Annotated in this window: 12 protein-coding genes; 2 read left to right on the top strand and 10 right to left on the bottom strand. The window is 34.6% G+C overall.

What is annotated here, in order from left to right; genetic code table 11:
- Window positions 1-144: 144 nt before the first annotated feature.
- The 3 genes from M2373_RS12325 to M2373_RS12335 form a co-directional block, all read right to left on the bottom strand.
- Window positions 145-1,533 carry a glucoamylase family protein gene (locus tag M2373_RS12325; RefSeq protein WP_259111110.1) on the bottom strand — a complete coding sequence of 463 codons (1,389 nt, stop codon included), beginning with the start codon at window positions 1,531-1,533 and terminating at the stop codon, window positions 145-147.
- 72 nt (window positions 1,534-1,605) lie between these two features.
- Complete coding sequence (locus tag M2373_RS12330; RefSeq protein WP_259111112.1) at window positions 1,606-3,075, bottom strand: RagB/SusD family nutrient uptake outer membrane protein; 1,470 nt, start codon at window positions 3,073-3,075, stop codon at window positions 1,606-1,608.
- A gap of 4 nt (window positions 3,076-3,079) precedes the next feature.
- Window positions 3,080-5,920: a SusC/RagA family TonB-linked outer membrane protein gene (locus tag M2373_RS12335; RefSeq protein ID WP_259111114.1), complete on the bottom strand. Its 2,841-nt coding sequence runs from the start codon at window positions 5,918-5,920 to the stop codon at window positions 3,080-3,082.
- A gap of 373 nt (window positions 5,921-6,293) precedes the next feature.
- Between M2373_RS12335 and M2373_RS12340 the strand changes: the two genes are divergently transcribed.
- Entirely contained in the window at window positions 6,294-6,965 is a 672-nt protein-coding gene (locus M2373_RS12340) for a DUF4197 family protein (protein WP_259111116.1), read from the top strand.
- Window positions 6,966-7,005: 40 nt separating this feature from the next.
- Window positions 7,006-7,311 carry a DUF493 domain-containing protein gene (locus tag M2373_RS12345; protein WP_259111118.1) on the top strand — a complete coding sequence of 102 codons (306 nt, stop codon included), beginning with the start codon at window positions 7,006-7,008 and terminating at the stop codon, window positions 7,309-7,311.
- 51 nt (window positions 7,312-7,362) lie between these two features.
- Here the strand turns inward: M2373_RS12345 and M2373_RS12350 are convergent, their stop codons facing one another.
- From M2373_RS12350 to M2373_RS12380, 7 genes are all read right to left on the bottom strand, one after another.
- Window positions 7,363-7,713 (bottom strand): ArsC/Spx/MgsR family protein, encoded by a 351-nt coding sequence (locus M2373_RS12350; protein ID WP_259111121.1) that lies wholly within the window; start codon window positions 7,711-7,713, stop codon window positions 7,363-7,365.
- An 88-nt stretch (window positions 7,714-7,801) separates the two neighbouring features.
- Complete coding sequence (locus M2373_RS12355) at window positions 7,802-8,416, bottom strand: deoxynucleoside kinase (RefSeq protein ID WP_259111122.1); 615 nt, start codon at window positions 8,414-8,416, stop codon at window positions 7,802-7,804.
- Window positions 8,417-8,455: 39 nt separating this feature from the next.
- Complete coding sequence (locus M2373_RS12360) at window positions 8,456-9,376, bottom strand: hypothetical protein (RefSeq protein WP_259111124.1); 921 nt, start codon at window positions 9,374-9,376, stop codon at window positions 8,456-8,458.
- Window positions 9,377-9,465: 89 nt separating this feature from the next.
- Window positions 9,466-10,491, bottom strand: a complete 1,026-nt coding sequence (locus M2373_RS12365; protein ID WP_259111126.1) for a glutaminyl-peptide cyclotransferase — start codon at window positions 10,489-10,491, stop codon at window positions 9,466-9,468.
- A gap of 105 nt (window positions 10,492-10,596) precedes the next feature.
- On the bottom strand, window positions 10,597-11,619 hold the full coding sequence (locus M2373_RS12370; RefSeq protein WP_259111128.1) for a glutaminyl-peptide cyclotransferase: 1,023 nt from the start codon (window positions 11,617-11,619) through the stop codon (window positions 10,597-10,599).
- A gap of 36 nt (window positions 11,620-11,655) precedes the next feature.
- Window positions 11,656-12,039, bottom strand: coding sequence for a VOC family protein (locus M2373_RS12375; protein WP_259111130.1), 384 nt, complete (start codon window positions 12,037-12,039; stop codon window positions 11,656-11,658).
- Window positions 12,040-12,044: 5 nt separating this feature from the next.
- Window positions 12,045-12,470, bottom strand: a complete 426-nt coding sequence (locus M2373_RS12380) for an SRPBCC domain-containing protein (RefSeq protein ID WP_259111132.1) — start codon at window positions 12,468-12,470, stop codon at window positions 12,045-12,047.
- Window positions 12,471-12,478: the final 8 nt, after the last annotated feature.

A 12,478-nucleotide genomic window follows, 5' to 3' on the forward strand; every position in this document is an offset into this window, starting at 1 on the left:
CTTTTTCTTTATATAAAAACATTTATCCCCCCCCTCTCCCCCTTTTTTTTTTTTTTTTTTTTTTGTGGGGGCGCCCCCCCCCCCCCCCCCCCGAAAACCCAAAAATAGCGAGTGCGGAAAGCGGGATTAAGCTCCTAAAAAATATTATTTGATATTATATTTTTCTGATTTGAAGCTTAATTTTTTCAAACCTTGCTTGATTTCCGGAGCATTCATGAATAATTTCCATAAAAACCCTGTTCTGTAGTTTTCAATCATCGGTGCAATGGTTCCCTGATCGATCGCCAGATATCTTGGAGTCGTCCAATTATCATAATTGATTGACGTTGCATCGTAAGGTCCTGCAGATCCGATAAATTCGGGCTTTTGAGTATATATAAATCTTAAAAAATCCATTGATTCTTTCGGTGAATACGGAAAGCTGCTCAAAGCCGCAGTCGGAGTAATGACGCCATGGTCATTTTGTGGGAAATGGGCATCATAGCCAACGCTTCCGTCTTTATTTCTCGAATATCCAGCTGTTAATCCCCAGTAATTAGGTCCGTAACCTTTCCATTGTTTTGGGTTTTCAACACAGTATTTGTAGTCGATAAGCACCTGATTTTTATTTAAATCAAAATAATTTTTAATTAGTTTATCAGACAGGTTGGTAGGATCTAGACCGATGTAAGAATATTGAGTCCAAAACAAAGGACCGCCATATTCCTCGGCTCCGTTATGCTTAACATACATAGGAAGTCCGTATTTTTCTTTGTCTGAAAGATAGGTTCCATTTCTTGTCCAGCCCTGGTAATACGTTTCAGCATCGATTGAATAAGTGGGTGATGAAGCTGCTAAAATATACGTAATTAAACATTCGTTATAACCTTGCAGCGGAAAATTCATTTCCCACTGATATTCCGGTGACCAGTGCCAGTACAGAACTTTTTCGCCTCCTTTCGTATACCAGTTCCATTGAATACCTTTCCAAAGCTCATCACATTTTTTTGCCAAAGCTTTTTCTTCTGCATTTCCATTTTTGAAATATTCACGGACCATTAAAATTCCGGATGTCAAAAATGCTGTTTCTACCAAGTCTCCACCATTATCTTTTTTCCCGAAAGGAACTGTTTTTCCTGTTTCGCCATTGATCCAGTGAGACCAGGCTCCCTTGTGACGATCTGCTTTTGCTAAGAAATCCATCATGACAGTCAATCTTTTTACCGCCTCTTTTCTTGGAACGAAGCCTCTTTCCACTCCGACTAATATGGTCGCTAAACCAAATCCTGATCCACCTGTTGTCACAACATGTTTATCATGATCCGGATAGATATTGTCTTCATGGTAGCGCTCTCTTCCCAACATCGAGTTTGGTTCGGCATATTCCCAGAAATATTTCAAGGCATCTTTCTGAACTCTGTTCATCAACTGTTCGTCAGTAATATTGCTTTTTACGACTTCAGCTTTTGAAACTTCCTGTTTTGCACTTTGAGAGTTTTTGCAGGAAACAGTAAGTAATGATGCAATGGCAATTGCGCATATTATCCTTTTCATTATATCATTTTTTAAAACAAAATACTAAAAAAAGAGGAGAACTTTCATCCTCCTCTAAGTTTATGATTAATTTTAATAACCTGGGTTTTGAGCTGATAATCCTCCAGCTTCCATAATAAAGTCCTGAGGTAAAGGGAATACTTCATGAGTCCCAACCTTAAAGACTTTTCCACCATCAGCTGCCATTGCTGTCGCTGCCTGGCCTGTTCTCACCAAATCAAACCATCTGTCATGTTCGAAAGCAAGTTCTAATCTTCTCTGTTTCCAGATATCTGCTCTTACATCCGCTTGGGAAGCTGCAGGAGTAACTCCGATACCAGCTCTGTTTCTCACTTCATTTAAGAAAGGAATCGCCGCAGAAGTCTGACCCAGCTCGTTCATTGCTTCAGCTTTGATTAAAAGAACTTCGGCATATCTTAAGTAACGGATGTTTGTATCTGTAGAAGCCTGATCATAATATGCTGAAGAATAAGCTTTATAATTATAGTATTTATTTTCTGCATCTATATTCACCACTCTATTATCATAAAGAGACATTCCTCTGTGCATAATTGTAGCATCTCTTCTTTTATCTCCATCAGGATAAGCATCATATAATCCTTGAGTAGGTGTTGCAAATCCCCAACCCCAACCTCCAGTACCTCGAGGCGACTGAACTTGAGTATATTGTTGTATTGCACGACCACTAACAGCACCTGAACCTTGAATTTCAAAAATTGATTCAGCATTGTTTTCTCCCGTAACTTTATAAATATCAATAAACTCAGGAGTTAAAGAATATCCGGCAACCTGATTGGCTTCATCAACAGCTAACTGCCATTTTTTCTGATATAAATAAACTTTAGCTAGTAAAGCATGCGCTGCTCCTACAGAAGCTCTACCAACATTATTCCCTGTATATGTTGATTTACCAGGTAATGCTGCAATAGCATCCTGAAGGTCTTTTTCTATAAAAGCATAGATTTGTTCTTTAGAAACTCTAGTAAGCTGCATTTTTTTATCATCCTCACTACCTGGAGCAGGAACATGATCTACCAAAGGAACCCCACCAAATGATTTGACTAAAGTAAAATACATAAATGCTCTCAGGAATTTAGCCTCGCCTATTAATCTAGCTCTCAAAGCAGGATCAGCTTTATCTAATTGCGGAATATATAATAACGCCTGGTTTGCTCTATTAATACCCTGATAATTAGAAGCAAATAATTCTTTAAATGAAGGTGTAGTAGCCGTAAAGTTTAAAGCATCAAGAATATCCTTATCTGAACCATTATCTCCAGAGCTAGATCCCTTATCAGCGTCATCCGAAACAATTGAAGTAACTCCAATCCAAGCGAATGTACTCATATTCCAATCTAAAAATTTTGCATAAATAGAATTTACAAAATAAGTAGCTCCATCATTATTATTGAATTTTTCAATATCACCAACAGTCATTGATTCTGAAGGAGAAACATCAATAAATTCATCCTTGCAGCTTTGTGTTAAAGTCCCTGCTGCCAATAACATCAAAGAGACGATTAATATTTTATTTCTTTTCATTTTTTTAGAAGTTAACGTTTAAACCAAATAAGAATGATCTTAAAGTAGGGTAAGTATTCAATTCTACCCCAGCCAATCCGTAAGGATTTCCTTCAGCATTAGAATCTGTAGCACTATAACCAGACAATTCAGAAGAATATCCTGAATATTTTTGCCATACTACAGGATTGATTGCGCTTACATACAATCTAATAGATTTTACATTTTTAACTACATCTTTGATGGTATAACCAATAGAAATATTATTTATTCTAAAATAATCTCCATCTTCTAGGAAAAATGTAGATGCAATAGGAATAGCAGTCGAAGGTGCTGGGTTTGCAGCATTAACATTCGAAGGTGTCCAATAATCATTAGCCACAGAAGATTCAATATTTTCGCCACTTATTCTTTGTGCTTTTTTACCATTATATACCTTAAAACCAAATGCACCATATCCATTAGCTGCAAAATCCCAATCTTTATAGCTTAATGAAACGTTGATTCCTAAAGTAGATTTCGGAATATAAGAATCAAAATATTTTCTATCACCAGCATCAGCAGATCCAGTGACACCGTTTCCGTTAAGATCTTTATACTTCATATTTCCACTAGCATCGTATCCGTCAAATTCCCATAGATAAAAACTTCCCAATGCCTGCCCAACAGTAGATCCATTAAATAGCTTTGTCCATTGGCCATTACCTAAATCTCCTCCGCTTAATTGAGCTATATTTTTTCCTGTGTCAACTCTTGTTAACTTATTCTGATTGTATGAATAATTTCCACCAATAGAGTATCTCCAATTATCTCCGATTCTGTCAGCCCAGTTTAGTGAAAATTCCAATCCTTTGTTGACAACAGCTCCCATATGAGAATAATATGTTTCAGACTGTCCTGAAGTCAAATAATTAGAAATACCTAAAATAAGATTCTTAGTCTCTCTATTGTAGGCATCTACTGAACCCGTTAATCTATTATTCAATATTCCGAAATCTAATCCAACTGATGATTCTTCAGTAATTTCCCAACCCAATAACGGGTCATACCCTTTATTTACAGTGATACCATTACTTACGACACTACTGTTTCCAAAACCATAGTTATAAACTGTACCTGAGTTAAGTGGTAAATAGTTCAATGGAACTTTTTGGTTTCCTAATCTACCCCATCCTCCTCTAAGTTTTAAAAGATTAAAGAAACCTCCTTTCATGAAGTCTTCTTCAGATACTACCCAACCTGCTCCAAATGATGGGAACGTTCCCCATTTTTGACCTGCTGCGAACTGAGAAGATCCGTCACGTCTTACGGTAGCACTTAATAAGTAACGGTTCATTAATTTATATTGTGCTCTTGCGAAATAAGATATCGTTGTATTTCTATCACCTTTTACTGACTTAAGATTCTGTACATTATTGACATAATCAAAATCTTTAAGATTCCAGTAATTTTGATCTGTTAACAGAAGATTTCTTCTTGTAAGTTCTAATGATTCAATACCATTTATAACCGTTGCTTCAGTACCTATTGTCGCTTCAATATCATGTACTCCAAACTTTTTATTATATGTCAAGTAGTTTGTTAATGACCAGTTATAATAATCTTCTTTCTTATTAAGAAGGGTATTTCTAGCATTGTTATTATCAAAACCTGTAACCACTCTTGTAGGATCTGCCGCCAGCCAAACAGCAACAGCATCTGTAAAGTTATATGATTTATAATTTCCGTATTCACCACTAAATTGGGATGTAAATTTTAATCCTTTTACAATATCTACATCTAATTTCAAACCACCCTGCATAATCATTCCTTTACTTTGTTGATTATCATAGAATAGTTGACTCATTGGGTTTCCAACATTGTTAAATTGAGATCCTGTATAATCTACAATACCACTAGGATTAACTCTAGGAATACCAAACTGACCAGAACCATATCTAACAGGGACAATTGGAGATTGTTTATAAGCTGTTGTAAATGCGTTTAATGGTTTAGGAGTATCTTTTGTAAAAGCTACACTTAGATTTTGCGATAAAGTAACCCCTTTCGCAATTTTGAATTCGTTATTAGTTCTGATTGTTGAACGATTATAACTTGTACCTCTAAGTATAGATTCTTCATCATAATTGTTTAAGCTTAAGAAGTATTTTACTGATTCTCCAGAACCTGATATAGAAAGGTTATGTTGATTATAAATACCTGTTCTGGTAATTTCTTTAAACCAATCTGTATTTACTGGTTGATCAATTGAAAATTTATTTTGTCCCAGAGCAATATTATTGTAGTTAGCAAATTCAGAAGCATTTGCCATTTTCACTTTCCTTAAAGGATTTCTAATCCCAACTAAACCATCATAAGAAACGCTCAATCTCCCTTTACCAGATTTTGTGGTAATGATAATAACTCCATTTGCAGCTCTGTTACCATAGATAGCTAATGCAGCTGCATCCTTAAGAATATCATAAGTTAGGATATCATTCGAGTTGATGTTATTGATGTTATTAGCAAACATTCCATCTACAACATATAAAGGTGTTCTTCCCCCTGTTACAGTACCCATACCCCTAATCATAACGGTAGGTGTAGAACCCGGCATATCAGATGCTGTCACCTGTACCCCCGCAGCCTTACCCTGAATAGCCTGTGATGCGTTTAAAACTTTGGTTTTTGTAACTTCTTCTGCACTGATTGAGCTGATTGCTGTGGTATTATCAACCTTTTTACGGCTACCATACCCGATCATTACAATCTCGTCAATTTTATTCTCTTTAGGAATAGTATCCTTCGGAGCAGTCTGAGCATTGACATTCATTCCAAAATAGAGAACAGCAATGAGACATGAATACTTTAAATCACGTTGTTTCATATAGTTTAAATTTATTCGTACAATCAAATTAAGAATCAGGCTTCACGACCTTTTTCAATGTCTTAATTGAAATCGTTTCGTATTTCTCAAAAAAAGACATTAGCCAAAATTATAAAAATATACGTTACATCGTTAATATTTCTTAAAAATTATAAATTTTCATAACTAAAATAAATAAATTTCAAAAAAATCGATTTTTTAATAAAATATTTACCAAAATCAATCTGTTTTAATAAAATAAATAAAATGGATTTATATCGATTTTTCTTATAAAATTCCCCAATATCTATTGTAATTTTAATATTTTGTTAAACAGATTATAGTGTTTAACTTTGGTTCGTTATTTGAAAAGGAAACAACAAGAAAAAATTAAATGAAAAAATACATCATCGCCGCAGCTTTAATTATCGGAACCGGTGCAGTTATTACTACTACCATCCATTCGTGCTCTACACTGGCATCTACGGATCTGGGAGTTTCTATTATAAAGAAGCTTTTATTAAACGGTATTGATAAAGGGATGGGGATCTACAGCAATAAAGAAGCATTCCTGCAAAATAATATGGTGGATAAAGCACTTCCGAAGCAATTGAGAGATATCAACTCGACATTGGAGAAGATTGCCCCTTCTCTCGTTGCAAAAGAAAGAGATTATATTGCCCAGGCCGCAGCCTATACAGTGAATACTTCCCGACCTATTCTGGAAGGCGCTGTAAGCAGTTTAACCTCGCAGGATGTCAAAAGAATTGTTGATGGTACTACAGCCACACAGATTCTAAAAGAAAAGACTTCACAACAGCTTGTAGCTGCTATCGCTCCTAAAGTAGATGAAAAACTTAATGAGTACGGCATCGTTAAAACCATCAATACAGCTCTTTCCGGAAATAATCTTTTGGGAAATCTTTTAGGAGGCAGCAATAATAACGTCAATGCAGGAGGTTTAAGCAAACTTGCTTCAGAACAGCTGGTAAACGGTCTTTTCAATATTATCGAAGATTATGAGCATCAAAATTCCAAGGCGCTTTTAGGACCTCTTGGAAAATAGAAAAATTTTCGTTAATTTTATATATTAATTAAATTTGTAGATGGATATATTACAAGGAAATCAACATTCAAATCCCGAGGAATTTTACAGTTCTTTAAAGGAAAAACTGGAAGGTCATCATGATTTTCCGGAAGACTATTTATTTAAATTCATTATTCCTACAGATCAGAGTAAGCTTACTGAGATCTACAAGGTATTTGACGGAATTAAGTTCACACTAGGAAATCGTGAAAGCAAAAACGGAAAATACACAGCCTGCAATATCAATGCTTTTGTTTTGGACGCAGATCAGGTAGTGAAAATTTATAAGGAAGTCGCAAAAATAGAAGGAGTTATTCTATTATAAAAATAAAAAAGTCAGCGTTACAGCTGACTTTTTAGTTTATATGTTTGTTTCTTATTTTTCTATAAAATACTTTACATTTTCAATCGGTCGTCCCAACATTGCTACAGAACCTTTAATCAAAATAGGTCTCTGGATGAGAGAAGGATTTTCTGACAGAATTTTGAGCCACTCGTCCTCAGAATAGTTTTTATCGGTAAATTTTTCCTGATACAGTTTTTCAGTTTTGCGAATGATATGAAAAACACTTTGGTTAAGCTTTTTCAAGACCGTTTTAAGCTCCAGAATACTTAGTGGATCTTCAACAATATTAATTATTTCAAATGCGACCCCGTTTTCATCCAAATACTCTAATACAGCATTAGATTTTGAACAGTTTCCGTTATGTAAAACCTTAACTACCATTTTTTATTGGATTTAAAAATTAATCTTGTACTTAACAAATTTAGAAAGAAATCAAGTGACAATAGCCTTAATTAATGATAAATTATTGTTAAAACAATCCGTTAAGCTCGGCTTCTATTTTTTCAAGAATAAATCCGAAATCTTCAGGCTTTTCTACAAAGTCCAAATCATCGACTTCAATAATCAGAAGTTTTCCTTCAGTATAATCAGAAATCCATTTTTCATATTTCTGATTCAGTTTTGAAAGATATTCTATACTGATTGACGCTTCATATTCGCGTCCTCTTTTATAGATTTTCTTCACCAGATTCGGAACATCAGATTTAAGGTAAATCAGTAAATCCGGCGCCGAAACAAAAGATTTCATCAGATTAAATACTGAAGAATAATTATTAAAATCTCTGTCTGAAAGCAATTTCATATCATTAAGATTTTCCGCAAAAATATGAGCGTCTTCATAGATTGTACGATCCTGAATAATATTTTTACCGCTTTCTCTGATTTCTTTTACCTGACGGAATCTGCTTCCCAAGAAATATACCTGCAATGCAAAACTCCACTTACTCATATCAGCATAAAAATCTTCCAGATAAGGATTGTGATCCACATCTTCAAACTGTGCATCCCACCCGTAATGCTTAGAAAGCATCGTCGTTAATGTCGTTTTTCCTGCCCCAATATTTCCTGTAACCGCAATATGCATATCTTTTTCCTTACTATTTTTTTATTGATAACTCAATGATTAAACTCCTAATTTCTGAATTTCTCCGATCTCTTCAAAAAGGTTCAACATATCAAAACTTTCAGTTTTTTTAGCCGGTTCTTCTTTAGAATCCTCTGTTTTTTCCTTGGTCTTTTCTACCGGTTCCGGATCAGTCTGCTGTTTTATTTCTTTACTTTTTTCGAGGTCGTAAAGATAAAGTTTGTTGGCCTTGATTTCAAAATATGCAAGTGTATTTTTATCCACAATTTGCGCATCCTGATCTCCGAAAATCCTGGTCATTTCTTTTTCCGGGTTGTATTTTAAAATCGAGTTGTTGGTAATAACCAACACAAATTCATTTTCTCTTCTGAAGCGTTTTACGTTTTCAACAGGGGCCTCAAAGAGTTTTTCGAATTTGAAATTATAAACTCTGATATGTTTTTTTGTTAAAATGTATACTTTATTTTCAAAAATCAGCAGATCCATCAAATCCTCAAAACTCGCATCAAAAGGATAAGAATTGATAATCGTCTCATTCCTGAAATTGTACTGAATCAAACGTTTTGTACTGTCGTCCAACAGCCACAGCTGCTGAAGATCTTCAGCATATGCCATCTTGATAAAACCGAATTTCTGTTTAAAATCAACACGTTGAATTTCATTCATATTCTGGTCTACAAACTTCATTTCCTGGGCATTCTCAGAAAACAAAGGGACACTCAGAGGATTCTGAACAGTCTGAATTTTAAAAGGCACCGTCACCATCAGCTTTCCGATCTGTTTTCCTAAAGAATCGTATTTTGTAAAGCTAAAATCTTTGTTTCTGTAGATATAAAGATTTCCATAATCGTCAGCAAACATGTCTCGTGCTTCCTTCAGCTTTAATGTATCAAGGGGAAGAGCTTTCTGCGCAGAAAATGTACAGAAAATAAATAACAGTATTAAATGTAGTACCTTCAAATTTCGTTTTTTCGGGGATCGTTTTTCTAAAACGTACAGTAGCAATTTACATACTTTTATTGAAATATAATCCTCTTTTTAGATGATAATTATTTTATAGCGACCTCATATATTTTTGGCCAGTTTTTCCCTGTTACCAGCATATTTTCACCTTTGAAAGCGATTCCGTTTAAAACATGTTCTGGATTTCCCTGACTGTTTTCATCGGTAATTTTTGTAAAATCAAATTTACCAACCACTTCACCGGTTTCAGGTTTAATTTTCAGAATAATCGGTTTGTACCAAACATTTGAATAGATAAAACCGTTATGATATTCAAGCTCATTAAGTTTGTCATAAGTTTCCTTATTTCCTGCTACAGATACCGTTTTTACTACTTTTGAAGGATCATTAACATCCAAATAATAGAGATTATTTGATCCATCGGTGGCTACTAGGTTTTTACCATCATATGTTAATCCCCAACCTTCACCGATTACGTTAGGCAAAGGAAATTGAGACAGTTTTTTCAGCGAATTTTTATCATAAATAAAGCCTATTTTACTTTTGTATGTCAGCTGATAGATTTTATCTCCTGCAATCGCACATCCTTCAGAAAATATTTCAGCAGGCTGTTTTTCCGTTATAATAGGCGTTGTACTCCCCAACGTATATTTTATCAATTGAGAAGCGCCATCCAAACCGTCACTTTCATATACTGTATTCCCTTCCAGTAAAAATCCTTCCACGAAATTATTCGCATCATGAGGGTATTCAGCAATGATATCATAATCCATTTGTTTCTCCGGATTTTTCGCAAAAACATTAATGGTCGCATCCTGATTTAAAGTTTCTCCACCTTTGGTTTTAATAACAAAAGTAACCTCATTATCTCCCAATGCAAAAAATTTAGGGTCAATCGTTAAGCCCGAAGTTTCTTTATCTCCAAAACTTATGGTAATACTTTCTGCGTTCTCAGTGACATCTTTGGGAAGATTAAGCTGATCGCCAAAATGGTATCCTTTATCTTGCATTGAAATATTGTAGTTATTCAAAGAGTCCAGCAGCTTTTTATCATTTTTACAAGAGACCAGTAACAGCACAGCCACCAAACCCGAAATTATATTTTTTCTCATTGATTTTAAATATTTTTCAAAAATAGTAAAATTTATTCCTATCCATTAAAAATAGCGTCCCTAAGGAACGCTATCATTTATTTTAATTAAATCTATTGATTAACATTATTTAATGGCTACTTCGTAGATCTTAGACCAGTTTTTACCTGTCACCAACATATTTTCGCCTTTAAAAGCAATTCCGTTTAATACATCATCACTTCCTTTGGTATTTTGTTTTGCAATATCTGTAAAATCAAAAGTTCCGACTACTTCCCCTGTTGCAGGATTAATTTTCAGAATAATTGGTTTCTGCCAGACATTAGCATAAATAAATCCGTTGTGAAATTCAAGTTCATTCAGCTGATCATATGCCTGGGTACTTCCAGCCACGGCAATATACTTCACCAATTTTGAAGGATTATTGGCATCAAGGAAATACAGTAATTTACTTCCATCCGATGCGATCAGGTTTTTACCGTCATACGTCAAACCCCAGCCTTCTCCCAATACATTAGGATAAGCAAATTCGGATAATAATTTTAATGAACTTTTATCATAAATATATCCTTTTTTACTCTGCCACGTCAGTTGGTATACTTTATCTCCGACAATCGTGCTTCCTTCAGAAAAATCCTCCTGGGCCTGCTTTGTTGAAGCCAGAGGAGTTGTTGTTCCCAGTGTATATTTTAAAATCTGAGAAGAACCATTCTGCCCGTCGCTTTCATAAATCGTATTTCCTTCAATCTGGAAACCCTGCACAAAGTTCTTAGGATCGTGAGGATATTCAGCTACGATTTCGTAATTTATTTTTTGTTCAGGATTTTTCGCAAAAACGTTGATTGTAGCATCCTGATTTAAAGTTTCGCCCCCTTTTGTTTTGATATTAAAAGTGACAGCATTGTCTCCCAGAGTAAAAAACTTAGGATCAATGGTTAAATCTGAAGTTTCTTTGTCTCCAAAGCTTATTGAAATACTTTCTGCATTGTCTGTAACTTCTTTGGGCATGTTTAGTTTATCACCAAAATGATATCCTTTTGTTTCCATGGAATTATTAAATTCATTCAAAGTATTCAGGATTTTTTCATCCTTATTACAAGACGCCAACAATAAGATTGCAGCAAAACCTGCTATAATATTTTTTTTCATTGAATTTCTAAAATATTTCCCCAAAAATAGCAAATTTTATTCCGCTTTTCTAATTTCATCTGCATGTTGACCAAATTGTAATATATAACCGTTGTTATCATAGATCGCGAATTCCCGCATTTCCCAATCGAAAGTTTCAATTTGGTAGCAGATTTTTGCTTTTGTTTTCAGTTCTTCCCAAAGTTCATCAACATCAGTAACAGTAAAATAAAAAGATCCTGTAAAGCTTATTGCCGAGACTTTTTCATGCCCGTTAGGTTTCGACAGCATAATCTGAATATCATTTTTTTGTAATAATGCCCAATCCCAGTCATCATTTTTCGCCAACACTGTAAAACCAAGAATATGAATATAAAACCCTATTGTTTCTTCTAAATTTCCTGTCCATAATACTGGCCGAAGTGAGGTGAATTTTGACATACAGCCTATTTTTCAAGATAAGGTTTCAGACTTTGATTAATAATTCCGGACCAGCCCTCCGCAAAACTTTTTCTGGAAAAGTTTTCACCAAGATCTTTAAAATTATCAATATTTTCATGGATTAAAGTAATCACGGTTTCGTCTTCCTTTTGTAGCAGCTCCCAGGTAACTACCGTTTTTTCTTCTGTAAAATCAGGATATGACCAGGTATGTTTTAATTTTCTGTTTGGAACAATTTCCAAAATTTCGCCCTGATGATGGTATTTGTGGGCTTCTCCCGGTTCATAAAAATTAAACTGCTTACCTACTTCCAGTTCAAAATCGGTGATATTAAAATACCACGATTTCATTTCTTCTTTGTCTGTTAATGCCTTCCATACTTTTTCAACGGGAGCATTTACTTTGTACTGAACAATAATAGGAATACTCATATCAATAT

Source organism: Chryseobacterium sp. JUb7 (assembly GCF_024806495.1).
Taxonomy (GTDB): Bacteria; Bacteroidota; Bacteroidia; order Flavobacteriales; family Weeksellaceae; genus Chryseobacterium.

Bases quoted from the DNA above. Each gene is read 5' to 3' on its own strand.
- M2373_RS12325 (WP_259111110.1), bottom strand. From the start codon at position 1,533: ATGAAAAGGATAATATGCGCAATTGCCATTGCATCATTACTTACTGTT.
- M2373_RS12330 (WP_259111112.1), bottom strand. From the start codon at position 3,075: ATGAAAAGAAATAAAATATTAATCGTCTCTTTGATGTTATTGGCAGCA.
- M2373_RS12335 (WP_259111114.1), bottom strand. From the start codon at position 5,920: ATGAAACAACGTGATTTAAAGTATTCATGTCTCATTGCTGTTCTCTAT.
- M2373_RS12340 (WP_259111116.1), top strand. From the start codon at position 6,294: ATGAAAAAATACATCATCGCCGCAGCTTTAATTATCGGAACCGGTGCA.
- M2373_RS12345 (WP_259111118.1), top strand. From the start codon at position 7,006: ATGGATATATTACAAGGAAATCAACATTCAAATCCCGAGGAATTTTAC.
- M2373_RS12350 (WP_259111121.1), bottom strand. From the start codon at position 7,713: ATGGTAGTTAAGGTTTTACATAACGGAAACTGTTCAAAATCTAATGCT.
- M2373_RS12355 (WP_259111122.1), bottom strand. From the start codon at position 8,416: ATGCATATTGCGGTTACAGGAAATATTGGGGCAGGAAAAACGACATTA.
- M2373_RS12365 (WP_259111126.1), bottom strand. From the start codon at position 10,491: ATGAGAAAAAATATAATTTCGGGTTTGGTGGCTGTGCTGTTACTGGTC.
- M2373_RS12370 (WP_259111128.1), bottom strand. From the start codon at position 11,619: ATGAAAAAAAATATTATAGCAGGTTTTGCTGCAATCTTATTGTTGGCG.
- M2373_RS12375 (WP_259111130.1), bottom strand. From the start codon at position 12,039: ATGTCAAAATTCACCTCACTTCGGCCAGTATTATGGACAGGAAATTTA.
- M2373_RS12380 (WP_259111132.1), bottom strand. From the start codon at position 12,470: ATGAGTATTCCTATTATTGTTCAGTACAAAGTAAATGCTCCCGTTGAA.